The organism is Bradyrhizobium sp. AT1 (genome assembly GCF_001590795.1).
Classification (GTDB): Bacteria; Pseudomonadota; Alphaproteobacteria; order Rhizobiales; family Xanthobacteraceae; genus Bradyrhizobium.
Genome location: NZ_JXDL01000001.1, coordinates 2,885,499 through 2,904,137 on the forward strand (window position 1 = coordinate 2,885,499; position 18,639 = coordinate 2,904,137).

At 65.1% G+C, this 18,639-nt stretch carries 20 protein-coding genes; 8 read left to right on the forward strand and 12 right to left on the reverse strand.

The genetic code is table 11. The features are described 5' to 3' along the window. Positions 1-5: 5 nt before the first annotated feature. Together SE92_RS13605 and SE92_RS13610 are read left to right on the forward strand one after the other, a co-directional pair. Positions 6-1,019, forward strand: a complete 1,014-nt coding sequence (locus SE92_RS13605) for an amino acid ABC transporter substrate-binding protein (RefSeq protein ID WP_063196188.1) — start codon at positions 6-8, stop codon at positions 1,017-1,019. A 166-nt stretch (positions 1,020-1,185) separates the two neighbouring features. Further along, the gene (locus SE92_RS13610; RefSeq protein WP_063196190.1) at positions 1,186-1,836 is read left to right on the forward strand and encodes an aspartate/glutamate racemase family protein; all 651 of its coding nucleotides are present in this window, start codon (positions 1,186-1,188) and stop codon (positions 1,834-1,836) included. Here SE92_RS13610 and SE92_RS13615 read toward each other — a convergent pair. Beyond that, complete coding sequence (locus SE92_RS13615) at positions 1,833-2,480, reverse strand: TetR/AcrR family transcriptional regulator (RefSeq protein ID WP_063196192.1); 648 nt, start codon at positions 2,478-2,480, stop codon at positions 1,833-1,835. The genes SE92_RS13610 and SE92_RS13615 overlap by 4 nt on opposite strands. Positions 2,481-2,633: 153 nt before the next feature. On the opposite strand from SE92_RS13615, the gene SE92_RS13620 reads away from it, so the two are divergent. From SE92_RS13620 to SE92_RS13640, 5 genes are read left to right on the forward strand one after another with little or no spacing between them, the layout of a single operon-like run. Beyond that, a complete protein-coding gene (locus SE92_RS13620; protein WP_063196194.1) occupies positions 2,634-2,843 on the forward strand; it encodes a ferredoxin in 210 nt (69 codons plus the stop codon). Positions 2,844-2,903: 60 nt separating this feature from the next. Beyond that, positions 2,904-4,124 (forward strand): cytochrome P450, encoded by a 1,221-nt coding sequence (locus tag SE92_RS13625; RefSeq protein WP_063196196.1) that lies wholly within the window; start codon positions 2,904-2,906, stop codon positions 4,122-4,124. 28 nt (positions 4,125-4,152) lie between these two features. Continuing rightward, on the forward strand, positions 4,153-5,475 hold the full coding sequence (locus SE92_RS13630) for an MFS transporter (protein WP_063196198.1): 1,323 nt from the start codon (positions 4,153-4,155) through the stop codon (positions 5,473-5,475). 3 nt (positions 5,476-5,478) lie between these two features. Beyond that, complete coding sequence (locus SE92_RS13635; protein WP_063196200.1) at positions 5,479-6,141, forward strand: sulfite oxidase-like oxidoreductase; 663 nt, start codon at positions 5,479-5,481, stop codon at positions 6,139-6,141. Positions 6,142-6,168: 27 nt separating this feature from the next. Continuing rightward, positions 6,169-7,392, forward strand: coding sequence for a bifunctional alpha/beta hydrolase/OsmC family protein (locus tag SE92_RS13640; protein WP_063196202.1), 1,224 nt, complete (start codon positions 6,169-6,171; stop codon positions 7,390-7,392). Between the two features lie 4 nt (positions 7,393-7,396). On the opposite strand, the gene pdxR is transcribed toward SE92_RS13640, so the two are convergent. Continuing rightward, the gene (gene pdxR / locus SE92_RS13645; protein WP_198172633.1) at positions 7,397-8,827 is read right to left on the reverse strand and encodes a MocR-like pyridoxine biosynthesis transcription factor PdxR; all 1,431 of its coding nucleotides are present in this window, start codon (positions 8,825-8,827) and stop codon (positions 7,397-7,399) included. A 101-nt stretch (positions 8,828-8,928) separates the two neighbouring features. Between pdxR and SE92_RS13650 the strand changes: the two genes are divergently transcribed. Continuing rightward, positions 8,929-9,843, forward strand: coding sequence for a DMT family transporter (locus tag SE92_RS13650; RefSeq protein ID WP_063196206.1), 915 nt, complete (start codon positions 8,929-8,931; stop codon positions 9,841-9,843). Here the strand turns inward: SE92_RS13650 and SE92_RS13655 are convergent. The 10 genes from SE92_RS13655 to paaX all read right to left on the reverse strand — a co-directional run bounded on the left by SE92_RS13655 (position 9,822) and on the right by paaX (position 18,465). Beyond that, positions 9,822-10,880 (reverse strand): YeeE/YedE family protein, encoded by a 1,059-nt coding sequence (locus SE92_RS13655; protein ID WP_063196208.1) that lies wholly within the window; start codon positions 10,878-10,880, stop codon positions 9,822-9,824. The genes SE92_RS13650 and SE92_RS13655 overlap by 22 nt on opposite strands. 2 nt (positions 10,881-10,882) lie before the next feature. Beyond that, entirely contained in the window at positions 10,883-11,887 is a 1,005-nt protein-coding gene (locus tag SE92_RS13660; RefSeq protein ID WP_063196210.1) for a quinone oxidoreductase family protein, read from the reverse strand. 64 nt (positions 11,888-11,951) lie between these two features. Beyond that, positions 11,952-13,280 carry a phenylacetate--CoA ligase PaaK gene (paaK, locus tag SE92_RS13665; RefSeq protein WP_063196212.1) on the reverse strand — a complete coding sequence of 443 codons (1,329 nt, stop codon included), beginning with the start codon at positions 13,278-13,280 and terminating at the stop codon, positions 11,952-11,954. Positions 13,281-13,322: 42 nt separating this feature from the next. Next, the gene (paaI, locus tag SE92_RS13670; RefSeq protein ID WP_063196214.1) at positions 13,323-13,772 is read right to left on the reverse strand and encodes a hydroxyphenylacetyl-CoA thioesterase PaaI; all 450 of its coding nucleotides are present in this window, start codon (positions 13,770-13,772) and stop codon (positions 13,323-13,325) included. Positions 13,773-13,873: 101 nt separating this feature from the next. Further along, the gene (gene paaE / locus SE92_RS13675; RefSeq protein WP_063196216.1) at positions 13,874-14,956 is read right to left on the reverse strand and encodes a 1,2-phenylacetyl-CoA epoxidase subunit PaaE; all 1,083 of its coding nucleotides are present in this window, start codon (positions 14,954-14,956) and stop codon (positions 13,874-13,876) included. A 2-nt stretch (positions 14,957-14,958) separates the two neighbouring features. Beyond that, on the reverse strand, positions 14,959-15,462 hold the full coding sequence (gene paaD / locus SE92_RS13680) for a 1,2-phenylacetyl-CoA epoxidase subunit PaaD (protein ID WP_063196218.1): 504 nt from the start codon (positions 15,460-15,462) through the stop codon (positions 14,959-14,961). Next, entirely contained in the window at positions 15,456-16,232 is a 777-nt protein-coding gene (gene paaC, locus SE92_RS13685; RefSeq protein WP_063196220.1) for a 1,2-phenylacetyl-CoA epoxidase subunit PaaC, read from the reverse strand. Before paaC ends, paaD begins: the two co-directional genes overlap by 7 nt. Beyond that, the gene (gene paaB / locus SE92_RS13690) at positions 16,232-16,519 is read right to left on the reverse strand and encodes a 1,2-phenylacetyl-CoA epoxidase subunit PaaB (protein ID WP_063196222.1); all 288 of its coding nucleotides are present in this window, start codon (positions 16,517-16,519) and stop codon (positions 16,232-16,234) included. Before paaB ends, paaC begins: the two co-directional genes overlap by 1 nt. A gap of 9 nt (positions 16,520-16,528) precedes the next feature. Then, positions 16,529-17,521: a 1,2-phenylacetyl-CoA epoxidase subunit PaaA gene (gene paaA, locus SE92_RS13695; protein ID WP_063196224.1), complete on the reverse strand. Its 993-nt coding sequence runs from the start codon at positions 17,519-17,521 to the stop codon at positions 16,529-16,531. A gap of 77 nt (positions 17,522-17,598) precedes the next feature. Then, complete coding sequence (paaX, locus tag SE92_RS13700) at positions 17,599-18,465, reverse strand: phenylacetic acid degradation operon negative regulatory protein PaaX (protein WP_063196226.1); 867 nt, start codon at positions 18,463-18,465, stop codon at positions 17,599-17,601. Between the last annotated feature and the right edge of the window lie 174 nt (positions 18,466-18,639).

Below are 18,639 nucleotides of genomic sequence, written 5' to 3' on the forward strand. Positions count from 1 at the left end.
GTAGCATGATGAAGAAAGTGGCTATCGTCGCAAACGTGCTTGCGGCATCGACAATTGTCGCATCCGCCGCGACGCTCGACACGGTGAAGAGCCGCGGCACGCTTGTGTGCGGCGTCAGCGCCGGCTTTGCCGGTTTCTCCGCGCCGGACTCACAAGGCAATTACCGGGGTCTCGACGTCGACTATTGCCGCGCGCTCGCGGCCGGCGTGCTCGGTGACGCCAGCAAGGTGCGGTACGTCTCGCTGACCGCGCAGAACCGCTTCACCGCCCTGCAATCGGGCGAGATCGACGTGCTCTACCGCAACTCGACGCAGACGTATTTGCGCGGCGTGACGCTGGGCCTGCGCCAGGGACCGGTCAACTTCTACGACGGCCAGGGTTTTGTCGTGAAGAAGGATCTCGGCGTCAAGGAGATCAAGGACCTCAAAGGCGCCACCGTCTGCGTCGCCCAAGGCACCACGCACGAAGTGACGCTCGGCGATTACGGCCGTGCCAACGGCATCGACTGGAAGCCGCTGGTGTTCGACCGCGTCGACACCATGTACCAGACCTTCTTCGGCGGCCGCTGCGATGCCATGACCCAGGACGCCTCCGCCCTCGCCGGCGCCGTGACCACGGCCGCGCCGAACCCTCCCGACTACGTCGTGCTGCCGCAGACCATCAGCAAGGAGCCGCTCGGCCCCTTCACCCGCAACGGCGACGAGGTCTGGAGCGACATCATCACCTGGCTGCATTACGGCCTGATCGAGGCCGAGGAGCTCGGCGTCACCCAGGGGAATGTCGACGAGATGGCCAAATCGCAGACACCGGCGATCCAGCGCCTGCTCGGTGCCTCCGGCGATCTCGGCTCCCGGCTCGGGCTCGACAACAAATGGCTGGTGACCGCGATCAAGGCCACCGGCAATTACGGCGAGATCTACGAGCGCAACGTCGGCAAGGCGAGCCCGCTCAAGCTCGACCGCGGCCTCAACGGCCTCTGGAGCAAGGGCGGCTTGATGTACGCGGTGCCGTTCAAGTAAACGTCTCCATTGTCCCGGACGCGCTGCGGCGTGCAACGCCGCTGCGCAGAGCCGGGACCCAGGACGCCACGGCTTCTGACTCTCCAAAAGAATAGGCCCCGGCTCTGCAGCGCAATACTTCGCATTGCGCCGCGTCCGGGGCACGAGACCGAGATAGTCACGCGCAATGACGACGCCCCCACGCATCGCCCTGATCCACGCCCTCAAGCATTCCATCGCCCCGATCGAAGCGGCGTTTACGCAGGCCTGGCCGGCGGCCCGGCTGACGAACCTGCTCGACGACAGTCTGTCGGCGGATCTGGCCCGCGACGGCATGCTCACCGATGCCATGACCGATCGCTTCCTGGCGCTCGGCGACTATGCGGCGGCAACCGGCGCGAACGGGATCCTGTTCACCTGCTCGGCCTTCGGCCCCTGCATCGAGGCGGTCGCGCGCGCGCATGCGCCGATGCCGGTGCTGAAGCCGAACGAAGCGATGATCGAGCGCGCGGTGACGATGGGCAGGCGCATCGGCCTGCTCTCGACCTTCCCGCCGACGCTGGCCTCGATGCCGCCGGAGTTCCCCGCCTCGGTCCAGCTCGTGCCGAAGCTTGCCGAAGGGGCGCTTGCGGCGCTCGACCGCGGTGACCGCGCCACGCACGACCGGTTGATCGTCGAAGCATCCAGGGACCTCGGCGATTGCGACGTCATCGCGCTGGCGCAGTTCAGCATCGCAGCGACGGCACCGCTGGTCGCGGAAGCCACCGGCCGCCCGGTCGTGACCACGCCCGACAGCGCGGTCGACAAGCTGATGAAGCTGCTGGATGCGAAGGCTTAAGCGCCGGCTTTCTTTCGGCGCCGGGCGTCCTTGATCGCCAAGGCGAGCGCTGTCTTCGTTTCGTTGACAAAATCCTCGACCAGTTCCTCGCGCGTGGTCTGTGCGGCCTCGCCGGTGAACAGCCCCTGCTCGGCCAGCATCACCACGCCGTGCAACGCCGCCCAGATCTTGAGCGCTTGCCGCTCGCGCAAATAGCCGACCGCAGGTGCTTCGAGGGCTTCGATCACCAGCGAAAACGTCTCGCGCGTGGCCTCGTGCAGCTCGCTGCCCTTGGCCGCGCATGAGACGATGCGCGACGCAAACATCAGGCGGTAGATGCCGTTGCGGCGCAGACCGAAATCGAGGGTCACCTGCGCCAACCGCGACAGCTTCGATTGCTTCGACGTCTCGGCCATCGCCTTGCGCATGATCGCGCTGAGCTGCCGGAACGCCTCCGCCGTCACCGCCGCAAGCAGCGCCTCGCGATCGGCAAAGTGCCGATACGGCGCCGGCTGAGAGACGCCGAGCTGCTTGGCAAGCGCCTTGATGCTGATCGCCTCGGCGCCGCCCCGCTCCGCCTCGCGCAGCGCGGCCTTGATCAGGGCGCCGCGAAGATCGCCATGGTGGTAGCTGTTCTCGGGCTTGCGAGCGAGTTGGGGGCGCATGTCGTGGGCAAGCCTATAAGTTTGCGCTTGACAGGGGAAGCCCGCCGCGAATGTAATATCATATAACTTAGAATGAGCGGCAAATGCCGCCGCCACCATTGACACGAGGAACGCGCCGCCTCGCGCCGCGCGCATACGACCGAGGAAGCCGCCATGACAGAGCGATTGAGGGTTCGCGTCGATCCCGACAAATGCCAGGGCCACGCGCGCTGCAAGGCTCTGGCGCCCGAGCTGTTCGAACTCGACGAATACGGCAACGCGCACGAAGCCGGCGATGGCATTGTTCCGCCAGGCCTCGAAGACAAAGCCTGGCTTGCCAAATCCAATTGCCCGGAAATCGCAATCGACGTGATCGAGGAGTAGCGCGGGCTTCCTGAGTTCCCACCTGCGCGATTCGATCACCAGCTCGAGGATTCCCCTGACATGTCCGACGTCAGCCAGCCTGTCGCCCATCCGCCCGTCACCGACTGGGTCAACGATTTCGACCACACCGACCCGCAGTGGACGGAAGACCCGTTCCCGATCTGGGACGAGCTGCGCGCCGCAAGCCCGGTCGTGCACACCAAGCGCTTTCTCGGCTGCTACATGCCGACGACCTACGAGGCCGTGCGTGAGATCGCCAACGACACCGAGCATTTCTCCTCGCGCCGCATCATCGTCCGCGACGTTCGTCCGGAGGTCGCCAGGAACGCTGCCCCGCCGATCACCTCCGATCCGCCCGTGCACAAGCCGGCCAAGCAGTTGCTGCTGCCGCCCTTCACCCCGGATGCGATGAAGAAGCTGGAACCGCGCATGCGCGCGATCTGCAACGAGCTGATCGACGGCTTCATCGCCGACGGCAAGGTCGACGCCGCCGCGCGCTACAGCAAATACATCCCGGTTCGGGCCATCGCACACATGCTCGGCATTCCCGAGAGCGACAGCGATCTCTTCATCAACTGGATCCACATGATCCTGGAACTCGGCATCAGGGACGAGAGCAAGCTGCTCCAGGCCGTGCAGGAGATGAGCGCCTATTTCAGGACCCATATCGAAGAGCGCAAATCGAGGCCGACCGACGATCTCATCTCCTACCTGATGAATGCCAGGGACAAGGAGGGCCAGCCGCTGGAAGAGTCCCACGTGCTGGGCTCGCTGCGCCTGCTTCTGATCGCCGGCATCGACACCACCTGGAGCGCGATCGGATCTTCACTGTGGCATCTGGCGAAGACGCCGGCCGATCGCGAGCGGCTGATCGCCGAGCCCGCATTGATCCCAACCGCGGTGGAGGAACTGCTGCGCGCCTATTCGCCGGTGACGATGGCCCGCGAGGTGGTCAAGGAGACGACGGTCTCGGGCTGCCCGGTCAGAGCGGGCAACATGGTGCTGCTGTCGTTCCCCGCGGCAAATCGCGATCCCACGATGTTTCCGGATGCTGACAAAGTCGTGATCGACCGCCGCGAAAATCGCCACGCCGCGTTCGGCCTCGGCATCCACCGCTGCGTCGGTTCCAATCTGGCGCGCATGGAGATGCAGGTTGCGCTGGAGGAATGGCTGAAGCGCGTTCCGGATTTCCGCCTCGATCCGGCAGGCACCGTGACCTGGTCGCAGGGCACGGTGCGGGGCCCGCGCCAGTTGCCATTTTTGCTGGGAAAGGCGATGTAGGGCTTTCCAGATCGTGGAGAGGCCGGACGTGACTGAGCAAGCAACCCAACCGGCCTCTGACCACATCGACCTCGCCGACGCCAGGCGGCGGATCAAGGCGATCTTCATCGGCTCGATCGGCAATCTCGTCGAGTGGTACGACTTCTACGCCTACACGGCGTTCGCGCTCTATTTCGCGCCGGCCTTTTTCCCCGGCAACGACCCCGTCGTGCAGCAATTGAACGTCGCCGTCGTTTTCGCGGCAACCTTCCTGATGCGGCCCCTTGGCGGCTGGTTCTTCGGCTATCTCGCCGATCATTTCGGCCGCCGCATCTCGCTGACCCTGTCGGTCGTCTTCATGTGCTTCGGCTCGCTGATCATCGCGCTGACGCCGACTTATGCCACGATCGGGTTCGCCGCGCCGGTGATCCTGGCGCTCGCCCGTGTCATCGAGGGCCTTAGCCTCGGCGGCGAATATGGCGCCAGCGCCACCTATCTCAGCGAGGTTGCCGATCCCAAGCACCGCGGCTTCTATTCCAGCTTCCAGTACGTCACCCTGATCGGCGGCCAGCTCACCGCGATCATCGTGCTGCTACTCCTGCAAAAGGTCTTCCTCACTCCTGAGGAGCTCAAGGCCTGGGGTTGGCGTATCCCCTTCGCGATCGGCGCGGCGCTCGCGATCTTTGCCGCGGTGATGCGGCGCGGCCTGCACGAGACGGAGGCGTTCGAGGAAGCCAAGAAGGTGGTGAAGCCGACCGGTTCGATCACCAATTTGCTGCGTTATCCGCGCGAGCTGCTGCTGGTCGTCGGCCTCACTGCCGGCGGCACGGCGGCGTTCTACACCTTCACCACCTACATGCAGACCTTCGTCAAGCTTTCGGTCGGGCTGACCGAGGATCAGACCACATTGGTGATCTTCGGCACCCTGATCTTCGCGACCATCCTGCAGCCGATCTATGGCGCGATCTCCGACAAGATCGGACGCAAGCCGCTCCTGATCTTCTTCGGTGTCGCCGGCACGCTTGCGACCGTGCCACTGCTGATGACGCTGAAGGAGACCAAGTCGCCCTTCGTCGCCTTCATCCTGATCTGCTGCGCCTGGCTGTTCGTCGCCGGCTACACCTCGATCAACGCCGTGGTGAAGGCCGAGCTGTTCCCGACCAATGTCCGCGCGCTCGGCGTCGGCCTGCCCTATGCGATCACGGTCTCGCTCTTCGGCGGCACGGCGCCGGCGATCGCGCTCTATTTCAAGAGCAGCGGGCACGAGGACTGGTTCTATTTCTATCTCAGCGGCATCATCTGTCTGTCGCTGATCATCTATTCCACCATGCGCGACACCAAACACGCCTCCGCCATGCATCGCCACGAGTAGCCCATGTCCGATGACACCGAGCCGCCCGACAGCAAGCTGACCCGCACCAAGGAGAAATGGGCGCGCGAGGGTCGCTTCCTGACCGGCAAGATCACGCGTCCGGAAGACCAGCGCCTGCCGCCCGGCCAGCACCTCACCAAGGACTGGCCGGTGCTCGATCTCGGGGTCATGCCGCCGGTGTCGCGCGAGCGCTGGCGACTCGACGTCTACGGCGCGATCGAGACGCCCGTGTTCTGGACCTTTGCGGAATTCGCCGCCCAGAAGCAAGCAAAGTTCACTTCCGACATCCATTGCGTCACGACTTGGTCGCGCTACGACAATGAGTGGGAAGGTCTCGCCACGCGCGAGCTGCTCGCGGCGTGCCAACCGCGCGAGGATGCGCGCTTTGTCACGCTGCATTCCTATGACGGCTACACCACCAACCTTTCGCTGGACGACTTCGCCGCCGAGGATGCGCTGTTCGCCCATAGCTGGTCCGGCCAGCCGCTGACGGAGGAGCATGGCGGCCCGGTGCGGCTGGTCGTGCCGCATCTGTATTTCTGGAAGAGCGCGAAATGGCTCCAGGCCATCGAATTCCTGACCGAGGACGCGCCGGGCTTCTGGGAAGTCCGCGGCTATCATAACCGCGGTGATCCCTGGGCCGAGCAGCGCTATTCCGACGACTAGAACTCAAGCAGGAACGAGGGGACGCCCATGCCGACGGAACGCTTTCAATTCACGGGCGAAGGCGGCCATCAGCTCGCGGCCGCGCTGGAGTTGCCGGACGGCGAGCCCGCGGCCTACGCGCTGTTTGCGCACTGCTTCACTTGCGGCAAGGATACGCTCGCGGCCAAGCGCATCTCGGTTGCGCTCGCCGCCAGGGGCATTGCGGTGCTGCGCTTCGACTTCACGGGGCTCGGCTCGAGCGAAGGCGATTTCGCCAATTCGACATTCTCCTCCAACGTCGCCGATCTCGTCCGCGCGGCCGACCATCTGCGCGACACCCGCAAGGCGCCGTCGCTCCTGATCGGCCACAGCCTCGGCGGCGCTGCGATCCTCGCTGCCGCTGGAAAGATTCCCGAGGCCAAGGCGGTCGTCACCGTCGCGGCCCCATCCGATTCGGCGCATGTGACCGGCCTCTTTAGGGAGCATCTCGACAATATCCGCGCGCAGGGCGAGGTCGAGGTGTCGCTCGCGGGACGCCCGTTCCGGATCAAGCGCGAATTCCTCGAGGACATCGCCGAGCACGAGCTGATGAGGGACATCGCCGGTCTGCACAAGGCGCTGCTGGTGATGCACTCTCCGGTCGACGACACCGTCGGCATCGACAATGCGACCAAGATCTTCGTCGCCGCGAAGCATCCCAAAAGCTTCGTCTCGCTCGACCACGCCGACCATCTGCTGAGCAAGCCGGCCGATGCGCTCTACGCGGCCGACGTGATCGCGGCCTGGGCCAGCCGCTACATCGAGACCGCCAAGCCAGCAAAGGCGATGGATCTGCCTGAGGCGCCGCGTCAGGTCGTGGTGCAGGAGACCCGCAAGAGCAAGTTCAACCAGATCATCACCGTCGGCCCGCATCGACTGGTGGCAGACGAACCGGTCGCCGCCGGTGGCGAGGACGCGGGCCCCGGACCCTACGATTTCCTGCTTGCTAGCCTCGGGGCCTGCACCTCCATGACCATGCGTCTCTATGCCGACCGCAAGTCGCTGCCGCTCGACCGCGTCACGGTCACGCTGAAGCACTCCAAGATCTACGCCAAGGACTGCGCAGAGTGCGAGACCCGCGAGGGCATGCTCGACCAGATCGAGCGCGACATCACGATCGACGGCGCGCTCGATGCCGAGCAACGCAAGAAGCTGATGGAGATCGCAGACAAGTGCCCGGTGCACCGGACATTGACGTCGGAGATCCGCATCGTGACCAAGGCGGTCGACTAGCAGGCTAGAAGCACGATGCCATGGTCCGCAGCGCGGCGCTGATCTCGCTCTCGCGCCATGCGGCAAAGCCGAGCAGCAGGCCGTGATCTCGTGGCTTGCCCAGCGCCAGGCTCGACAGGGCACGCGTCACAACCCCCGCCTCGATGAGCCGCTCGACCGCCGCTCGATCGGCGCGGCCGCGCTTGAGGCGTGCCACGAGCTGGATGCCGCCTGAAGGCACTTCGGCCGTGAGCACCTCACCGAGGTGGCGCTGCAGTCCCTCCACGAGATGATCGCGGCGCGCATGATAGAGCCGGCGCACCCGGCGCAGATGCGCGAGGAAATGCCCGTCGGCGATGAATTCGGCCAGCGCCTCCTGGATGTGGCTGGAAGCGATCAGTCCGATGTGCCGCTGCGCGATCTCAAACGTCTTGACCAGCGCCGCCGGTACGACGAGATAGCCGAGGCGGATATCCGAGGTCATCGCCTTCGAAAATGTCCCGACGTAAAACACGCGTCCATGGCTGTCCAAGCCCTGCAGGGCCGGCACGGGCCGGCTGTCATAGTGGAATTCGCCGTCGTAATCGTCTTCGACGATCCAGGTCTTGCCGGGACGGCTTGCCCTGAGAAACTCGTCGCGGCGCGCCAGCGACATCAATCGTCCCGTCGGGTGCTGATGTGATGGCGTCATGAAGATGAGCTTTGGCGCGGCCGATCCTGATGTCCACCGCATGCCCTGCTCGTCCAGCCTCATGCCCGTCACGCGCGCACCGGATGCATGGAACGCGGCTGCCGCGCCGGGATAACCGGGATCCTCGACCCGGACCTCGTCGCCGGGCGCGATAAGCACGGCCGCGATCAATGTCAGCGCGGCTTGTGCACTGGGCAAGATGAGGACCTGATCGGCCGTGGCGCGAACGCCTCTGCTGGTCGCGAGGTAGTGTGCCAGCGCTTCGCAAAGGCGTGGACGGTTGACCGGACCAATCTCGCGCCGGGCCGCAAGCACCGCGTTACGGCGCAGGCAGCGTGCCCAGACTTCGTTTGGAAACTCTCGTGCATCGCCATGTCCCGGACGCAACGGCTTGAGCGGCGCCTGATAGGATAGCGGCCAGTCAGCCTGCTTGAGCTTCATAGCCCAGGGGGAGAGCGTCGGCCTTGCGGGGCGCGCGCCGGATACGACCGCCTCCACGCCGTCACCGTGCGCGCCGCCGTCGACCATCACCACCGGGCGTCGACCAGCCGATGCCGCGAGATATCCTTCTGCCGCAAGCTGCTCGAACGCATAGGTGACAGTGTTGCGCGAGACGCCAAGGTCGATTGCAAGCCGGCGGCTTGACGGCAGCACGTGGCCTTTGCCGAGTCGGCCGGTCGCGATCAGGCTTCGGAGCTGGCTCGTCAGCTGAGGCACTAATCCCTCGTCGTCGCTCCGGTTCAGATCGATCAGCGCGGAGATCATGCCATCCAAAACTGGCACCTTATTCCTTTCCAATCTGGCACTTTTTCAGGGGCCAGCCGGGATGCTATCTCGCGGACCGCACTGCTTCAAGGATTCCCGCGATGAACGCCCTCTCTCCCCGCGCGGCCGTCGGCCTGTTCCTGATCGTCGTGCTGGCCTGGGGCGTAAACTGGTCGGTGACGAAGCAGCTTGTCCAGTTTCTGCCGCCGCTATGGACCTCGGCGATCCGGAGCTGGATCGCGCTGGCCGGATTGTTCGTGATCCTCGGACTGAGCAACAATCTGGTGATTCCGGAGCGGCGCGACATTCCGGTGATCCTCAGCGTGGCGCTGCTCCACATGACGATATTCTCGGTCCTGGTCGCGGCCGGCGTGCGCTTCCTGCCGGCGAGCAAGGCCATCGTGCTCGGCTACACCACGCCGCTCTGGGTCGCGATCGCAGCACCGCTGCTCGGGAAGGAAGCGCTGACGGCACCAAAGCTTGCCGGCGCCCTGCTCGGGTTGGTCGGGCTTGCCGTGATCCTGAACCCCACCTCGATCGACTGGGCCAACACCAACGTCGTGCTCGGCGCCGGTATGGTCATCCTGGCCGCGATCTCCTGGGCGGCGAACATCATCTATCTCCGCGCGCATCGCTGGATCGCCTCGCCGCTCCAGCTCCTGCTGTGGCAGTTGCTCGTGGCAACGATCGTGCTGACCGTCGGCGCGCTCCTCGTCGAGGGCCCGCCTCACGCGGAGTGGTCGTCGCGGCTAATATTGCTGTTCCTGTATTCCGGCCTGATCGGAACCGGGTTGGCCTATTGGGCCATGTCGATGGTCAACAAGAGCATCTCGGCGCTGACGACGTCGCTCGGCACCACGGGTACGCCGCTCGTCGGCATTGCGAGCGCTGCGATCCTGCTCGGGGAGCCCATCGACATGAGCCTTGCCATCGCCGCGGCGCTGATCGTCACCGGCATCGGCCTTGCAACATTGGGAGACCGGCTGCAGCGCGGTCAGCCTGCTACGAGGGGCTGAACGCTCAAGCTTCCGCGCAAGCCCGCCGTGGTTCCGAGCAGAATGCCGGCGAACGCGACGAACGAGCCCAGCGCGAGCGTCGACACGCCGGTGAGCCCCTGCCCGATCGAGCACCCGAACGCCATCACGCCGCCGATACCCATCAACGCGGCGCCGCTGCCTGAGCGCAGCATGTGGCGCGGCGAGGAATAGCCTTCGAGCTTGAAGCGGCCGGTGGCGAGCGCCGTCGCCAGGCTGCCGGCAAAAACGCCGGCCACCGTCGCGATGCCGAAGTTCAGCGTCAGGCCGGTCGAGAGCATGGCGTATTGCAGCGCGTCCGCGATCGGCGCGATGAAGGTGAGCGAGGTCACCGGGATGGGATTGAAGTCGTCGGCACCGAGCCAGCCGGTCACGTACCAGCCGCCGGCAACGAGGAGGCCCACGATGATGCCCGCGACGATCTGGCCGGGCGAACGACGGAACGCCGGATGCGCGAAGGCAAACAGCATCAACGCGACGACGATCGTGACGGTTGCGAGCGCGCGCGAAAGCGCTTCCGTGAGACCGAGCGTCGCCAGCAAGGACGGCAGCGAATTCGCGTTGACCGTGGTCTGCGAGGCCTGAACCAGCGCGATGCGCGCCGGCGCGATCAGGCCCTTGAGCGTCATCTGCGCGGCGATGGCGAGCACGATCACGACGACGAAGGAGCGGAGATTGCCGCGGCCGAGCAGCACCAGCGCGCGCGAGCCGCAGCCGTTCGACAGCACCATGCCGTAACCGAACAGCAGGCCGCCGAGGAACAGCACCGGCACCGAGAATGACGGCTGGAGATAGATCGTCTTGCCGAGATCGATCGCGCCCTTGCCGGCGAGGAGCTGGCTCGCGGCGATCGCAACCGCGATCGCCAGCGCATAGGTCCGCACCAATCGCCCGTCGCCCTCGGCCAGCCAGCCGCGCATGCTGCTCATCAGGCAGAAGCCGCTGAGCAGACCTACGGCGCCGTAGACAAGACCAATGGCGAGGCCGGCAAGGATGACGAGCTGTGCGGACGTTTCCATCGTCACGGCTTCAGGATCACCCGGTCGCGCGACGAGCCGGCGACGGCAACATAGGCGTCCTTGGCGCGCTCGAGCGGATAGACGGCGCTCGCCTTGATCGGGAACGGCTTTAGCTGGCCGCCGGCAAAGCCGGGGCCGAGATCACGCAGCACCGCGCCGGTTGCCGCCGAGGACAGGCCGAGCGTGTCGATGCCGACATAGGTGTGCTGTCCCCGGTAGAATTCGAGGATGTTGAACTGCACGATGCGGTCGATCGCGGCGATCAGGATCTGGCGTCCGCGCAAGGCGAGCGATTTGTGCGCGGCCTGGAAATAGGGATCGCCCACCGTGTTGAAAACGATGTCGGCGCCCTTGCCGCCGGTCAATTCGCGCACGCGGATGGCAACGTCCGTCGCGGACGCGTCGATCACCTCGATCGGCGCGTTGGCGTGGCCCTCATAGGCCTCCGCCTTGCGCACCACGCCGATGACGCGCGCGCCCCGCCAGGTCGCAATCTGCACCGCGGCCTGGCCAACCTTGCCGTTGACGCCGAATACCAACACGGTCTCGCCGCTCTTCGGCACGCCGGCGCGACGAAAGCCTTCCATGGCGGTGACGAAGGGCACGCCGATGCCGGCGGCCTCCTCCCAGGACACCGTCTTCGGCTTCTCGACGACCGCCACGGCCTCGACCACGAGATGGCTGGCATGGGTGCCGTCGCGGCGGATGCCGAGATCGCCGGACGAGCCGAACACTTCGCGGCCGATCGTGCCGGCCGGCCCGTCGATGACCACGCCGGCATAGTCGCGCCCTGGGGTGCGCGGGAACACGGCATAGGGCATCAGCCCGGTCGCGGCCTTGACGTCGGACGGATTGACGGCCGCGGCCTTCACCTCGATCAGGAGATCGTTCGGACCGCGCGTGATCGTCTGATGCTCTACCACCGGCGCAAGCGCGGCGGCGTTCTCGGCTTTGGCATTGAGGCGCACGCAGCGCGCTTCGACGGTTTTGGCATCGGCTGGCGACATGAAAAGACCCGGGATTTCTCGCGGGCCTTGTCGCCTCTGGGGCCGGTCAAGTCAATCGGTTAGGTCAGTCTTTGGGCCGCTTGTCGTACAGCCGCCTGGCCTTGCCGAGCGAGCGTTCCAGCGTGTCAGGGGGCACGATCTGAACCTTCGAACTGATCCCGATGGTGTTCTTGATGTGGGTCGAGATCCGGTCGGCATGGTCGACGAGGCCTCGTCCGTCCCAGCTTTCGGACCGCGCCTCGGCGATGATGGTGAGCTCGTCCATGCGGCCTTCGCGGGTCAGCTCCAGGATGAAATGGCCGCCGCACCAATCGGTCGCGAGCAGCACCTCCTCGATCTGGGTCGGGAACAGATTGACACCGCGCAGGATGATCATGTCGTCGGAGCGCCCGGTCACCTTCTCCATGCGCCGCATGCCCGGCCGCGCCGTGCCCGGCAACAGCCGCGTCAGGTCGCGGGTGCGATAGCGGATCACGGGAAAGGCTTCCTTGGTCAGCGAGGTGAACACCAGCTCGCCCTTTTCGCCATCAGGCAGAACCGCACCGGTCTCGGGGTCGATCACTTCGGGGTAGAAATGGTCCTCCCAGATGTGCAGGCCGTCCTTGGTCTCGATGCATTCCTGCGCGACGCCGGGGCCGATCACTTCGGAGAGGCCGTAGATGTCGGTCGCATCCATGTCGAAGGCGTCCTCGATCTCGCCGCGCATCGCATTGGTCCAGGGCTCGGCACCGAAGATGCCGACCTTGAGCGAGCATTGGCGCGGGTCGAGCCGCTGCCGCTTGAACTCGTCGAGGATCGCCAGCATGTAGCTCGGCGTCACCGTGATGATATCGGGCTTGAAATCGTTGATGAGCTGCACCTGCCGCTCGGTCATGCCGCCGGAGATCGGCACCACGGTGCAGCCGAGCTTCTCCGCACCGTAGTGCACCCCTAATCCGCCGGTGAAGAGACCATAGCCATAGGCATTGTGGATGATCATGCCGGTGCGGCCGCCGGCGGCGCGGATCGATCGCGCCATCACGTCCGACCAGGTGTCGATATCGGCTTGCGTGTACCCCACGACGATCGGCTTGCCGGTCGTGCCGGAAGAGGCGTGCACGCGCACCAGCTTCTCTCGCGGCACGGCGAACATGTTGAACGGGTAGTTGTCGCGCAGATCCGTCTTCACGGTGAACGGGAATTTCGCGAGATCCGACAGCTCGCGAAAGTCGGACGGATGCACGCCGGCCTTGTCGAAGGCCTTGCGATAATGCGCGACATTGTCATAGGCATGCTTCAGCGACCAGGCCAGCCGCCGCTTCTGCAGCGCCATGATCTCGTCGCGCGAGGCGCGCTCATGCGCGTCCATCTCAGGGCTGTAGCCGCCGCTTTCCTTCAACCTCGTCAAAGCCATCCTCGCTTCCCCACAACATTGATTTGTTCTTTTCTTGATTGGTTATTCGTCTCGCGTCGGCAGCCAGGTGCCGGGAATGACGCGCGAGTGTCCGCGGAATTCCGCAATGACGACATCGCCCGCGGTGACGCGCACGTCGTAGATGCCGGAGCGCCCGCCGCGCGTGATCTCGCGCGCCTTGGCAACGAGGCGATCGCCGAGCTTGCCCGGCTTGATGAAGGTGATCTGGCCCTGCGCGGCAACGACGCGGTCATTGTGCGAATTGCAGGCGAAGGCGAAGGCGGAATCGGCGAGCGTGAAGATGAAGCCGCCATGGGCGATGCGCTGGCCGTTGACCATGTCGGGCCGCACCGTCATCGCCAGCGTCGCGAAGCCTGGGCCGATCTCGACGATCTCCATGCCGAGCCCCTTGGACGCATCGTCCTCCGCCCACATCGCCTCAGCGCAGGCGCGGGCAATATCCTCAGGCGACAGAGCCGTCTTGATGTTCACGCGCTTCCCCCGGCCAGATGTTTGCCCATGATGTTCTGCTGCTTGGCCAAGACTGTCAAATAATGCGACGCATTCGCATTTTCGGCCACTGATACGCCCGATCAGACATGGTCATAATCGACCACGACGCGCTCCGACGACGGCTTGGCCTGGCAGGTCAGGACGAACCCGGCCTTCAGCTCCCAGGGTTCCAGCGAATAGTTGATGTCCATCGGCGCTTCGCCCTCGACCAGCTTGGCGCGACAGGTCGAGCACATGCCGCCCTTGCAGGCAAAGGGCAGATCTACGCCGGCGCGCAGCGCGGCATCCAGGATCGCTTCGTCCTCGGCCACCGGAACGTCGCGGCGCTTGCCGTCGATGATCAGCGAGGCGATCGCTTTCGGCGGCGCATCCGGCGCAACCACTTTCTTCGGCCGCGGCTTGCCACCGAATTCGGAGACGAAGCGCTCGACGTGGATGCGGTCTTCCGCGATGCCGAGCTCGCGGCAGGTGACCTCGATATCCTCGCTCATGCCGAGGGGACCACAAACATAGACATGATCGACGCTTCCCGCCGGCACCAGCGAGCGTAGCAGCACCCTCACCTTGTCGCCGTCGAGCCGGCCATGCAGGATCGGGATGTCCTGCTCCTCGCCGGAGATGACGTGGAAGATCGAGAGGCGATCGATGAAGCGATCCTTCAGCTCCTCGAGGGCTTCGAGGAACATGATGTTGTCGGTGGTGCGGTTGCCATAGAACAGGAAGAAGCGGCTGCCCGGCTCCCGCGCCAGCGTGCCCTTGACGATCGACAAGATCGGCGTGATGCCGGAGCCGGCGGCAAAGCCGACATGGATGCGCCCCGTATCGGCCGGCGCGACCATGCCGAAGCGCCCTGTCGGCGTCATCACGTCGAGCTCGTCGCCGCATTTGAGTTCATCGGCCGCCCAGCTGGAAAACGCACCGCCATCGATCTTCTTTACTGCGATACGGATCTCACCGTCGTCGGGGCCGGAGCAGATCGAGTAGGAGCGGCGCACCTCCTCTCCGTCCAGCGTGGTTCGGAGCGTCAGATACTGCCCGGGCGTGAAGGCGTAATCGCGCGCGAGGTCGCCGGGAATGGCGAAGGTCATCGAAATGGCGTCGGACGCCTCGCGACGAAGGTCGTTGACGGCCAGGCGATGGAAGCGCGGTGCGGTGGCTGACATGTTCAATGACACTTGAAGTAATCGAAGGGTTCGCGGCAGGACTTGCAGCGCCACAGCGCCTTGCACGAGGTCGAGCCGAATTCCGACAGCAACTCGGTGTTCTCGGAACCGCATTGCGGGCAGGCCACGGCCTGTTCGCCGAACAGCGCCCGGCGCGAGCTCGAGGCCTGCGGCGGCGCGATGCCGTAGGCGCGCAGCTTTTGGCGGCCCTCCTCGGTCATCCAGTCGGTGGTCCAGGCCGGCGACAGCACGGTGCGGACTTTTGGCCGCCGAAAACCGGCGCGCTCCAGCGCGACCTCGATTTCCAGCGAGATCATGTTCATCGCCGGGCAGCCGGAATAGGTCGGCGTGATCGCGACCTCGACATGATCGCCGGCGAAAACGACATCGCGGAGCACACCGAGATCGGCGATCGTCAGCACGGGAATTTCAGGGTCGACCACGCTCGCCGCGGCGTCCCAAGCGCGCCGGCGTAGCTCGCTGTCGCGGTCGAGCACGCTCACCATGTCAGCCCCGGAAAGGTGCGCTGCATCGATTGCAGCTCGGACAGGAGATGGCCGAGATGCTCGCTGTGCCGGCCGGTGCGGCCACCCTGCTGCATCCAATCATTCTCAGGCAGAACCAGCGTGGCTTCGCTGGCGACATTGGAAAGCGTCTGCAACCAGCGACCACGCAAGGTGCCGGGATCGATCGCAATGCCCGCATGGATCAGAGCGCGTTCGCCGTCATCGACGGCAAACATCTCGCCGGTGAAGGCCCAGAGGTGATCGATCGCGGCTTGCGCGCGGGCATGACTCTCATCGGTGCCGTCGCCGAGCCGGATGAGCCACTCGGAGGCGTGGCGCAGATGATAGGCGCTCTCCTTCTCCGATTTGGCGGCAATGGCCGCAAGCGTCGTATCGCGCGAATTCATCATCGCGCGCCAGTAGAGGTCGGCGAAAGCCGAATAAAAGAACTGCCGCACCAAGGTCTGGGCAAAGTCGCCATTCGGCTGCTCCACCAGCAGCAAATTGCGGTACTGCCTGATGTCGCGCAGATAAGCGAGCTTGTCCTCGTCGTTGTCCTTCCCCTCGACCTTGCTCGCATAGGTATAGAGCTCGCGCGCCTGGCCGATCAGGTCGAGCGCGATGTTGGAGAGGGCCATGTCCTCTTCCAGCATCGGCGCATGCCCGCACCATTCCGACAATCTGTGACCGAGGATCAACGCATCGTCGGCACGGCGCAGCGCGTAGAGCACCAGCGGCGTTTCGGAGACCTGGATGTTGGCGGTCGCCATCACATATGCCCCACTTCCTCGGGCACCTCGTAGAACGTCGGATGCCGGTAGATCTTCGATTCCGCCGGCTCGAACATCATGGCTTTCTCGGCAGGATCGCTGGCGGTGATCGCGCTCGACGGCACGACCCAGATCGACAGGCCTTCGCCGCGGCGGGTGTAGATGTCGCGGGCGGCCTGCAGGGCCATGGTGGCGTCGCTCGCATGCAGCGATCCCACATGCTTGTGCGCGAGCCCGTTGCGGCTGCGAATGAAGACTTCCCACAGCGGCGTGTTCGGCGTGGCCATGTCGATCTCCTATTCCGCGGCTTGTGCGGTCTGGCGCTGCGCGCGCTTCGCCGCATAGGCTGCCGCGGCCTCGCGCACCCAGGCGCCCTCCGCATGAGCCTTGCGGCGCGCGGCCATGCGGTCGCGATTGCAGGGGCCGTTGCCGGCGAGCACCTGCTTGAACTCGGTCCAGTCGATCTCGCTGTAGCGCCAGTGTCCGTCCGCATCCTGAATCATGCCGGGATCGGGAATGCTGAGGCCGAGATAGTGCGCTTGCGGCACGGTGGCATCGACGAATTTCTGGCGTAGCTCGTCATTGGAGAAGCGCTTGATCTTCCATTTGGTGGACGTATCGCTATGCTGGCTCGTGGCATCGGGCGGGCCGAACATCATCAGCACCGGCCACCACCACCGGTTCAGCGATTCCTGCGCCATCGCCTTCTGCTCGTCGGAGCCGCGACATAGCGTCAGCATAATCTCGTAGCCCTGGCGCTGGTGGAAGGATTCCTCCTTGCAGACCCGGATCATCGCGCGCGCATAGGGGCCGTAGGAGCAGCGGCACAGCGGGATCTGGTTCATGATCGCGGCGCCGTCGACCAGCCAGCCGATGGTGCCGATGTCGGCCCAGGTCAGCGTCGGATAGTTGAAGATCGAGGAATATTTGGCTTTGCCCGCGAGCATCGCGTCGACCAGCTCTTCGCGCGAGGAGCCGAGCGTCTCGGCAGCGGCATAGAGATAAAGCCCGTGGCCGCACTCGTCCTGCACCTTGGCGAGCAGCGCGGCCTTGCGGCGCAGGGTCGGCGCACGGGTGATCCAGTTGCCCTCCGGCAGCATGCCGACGACTTCGGAATGGGCGTGCTGGGAGATTTGGCGGGTGAGCGTCTTGCGATAGGCCGACGGCATCCAGTCGTTCGGCTCGATCCGTTCTTCGGCATCGATCCGGGCCTGGAATTGCGCAGCCTTGGCCGCGTCCTCAGGACCGCGATCGTCGGCCTCGGCCGTATTGAGCGCCTGGGTGTACATGCGCGTCCTCCCGCTTTTATTGGGAGGCAATATATAACAAGAATTAATTCACGCAAGATATTTCTGTAACATAAGAGTCAGGTGCCGAACCTCCTTTCCAGCAGCTTTCGCGCTGGCGGCAATGGCCCTTTCTCGTTGGTTCCATGTCCATCCAGCCACTGTTCCGAGAGGGCAAGCAGCGCGCGATAGATCTCACCGCACAGCTCACGGGCTGCCCTGCCCGGCCAGTCCGCCGGCAACAGGCTTTCGGGCAACAGCGGATCGCGCAGCACGACGCGGCGGTAGTGGTGGATCAAGAGGATGCGTGCGGTGAAGGCGTCGGCCTCGGACAGCTCCGAGCCACGCGCAAGTGCGGCACGCAGCGGCTCGAACGTCTTCATGAATTTCAGATAGGCATCCGCGGTGCGATCCAGCGGCCAGCTCGCACTGAGCAGGCGACGGCCGCTGTCGTCCTCAGCCGAGACTTCGAGGCGGATCGCGCCTGCGGCTTGATCCGGCACCGGCACGCCCGACGGCGCGACCCACACGCCCGGCAGCGGACTGCCGAAGCCGGCATTGCGCAGCGCTTCGCGCGAAGCGTCACGATCCTCCCCGTTGCCGATCAGCAGCAGCTCGAAGCGCCCGGTCCAGTCGGAGGGTAGCGGATCGTAGATGTGCCGCGTCGCAGCCTCGAAGGTCTCGCGGCCTTTCTCGGCAAGCCGATAGAAGCTGTTGCGGCCGACCTTCTCGCGCGTCAACCAGCCGTCGGCCGCAAGCCGCGACATCGCGGTGCGCACCACGCCGGCATCGATGTCCAGACTCTCGAAGAACGCCAGCAGCGTGCCAAGCCACACCACGCCACCGCGCGGCACGATGGCGTCGCCGAACACGGTGATGACGATGGAGCCGGTGCGCGACGGCTCGCGCTTGAGCTGGTCGATGATGCGGGAGAGCGGATGCGCCATGCGGCAGGCATAGCGCGTTTGATGCGGGCGCGACAATGGACGGGTGCGACGCTTTCTCTTCTCCTTCTCCCCGCTTGCGGGGAGAAGGTTGGTATGAGGGGGAGTCTCCACGCGATCGGTGGCACTCGGACTCGTGGAGGCTCCCCCTCACCCGGAATTTGCTCTTCGCAAATT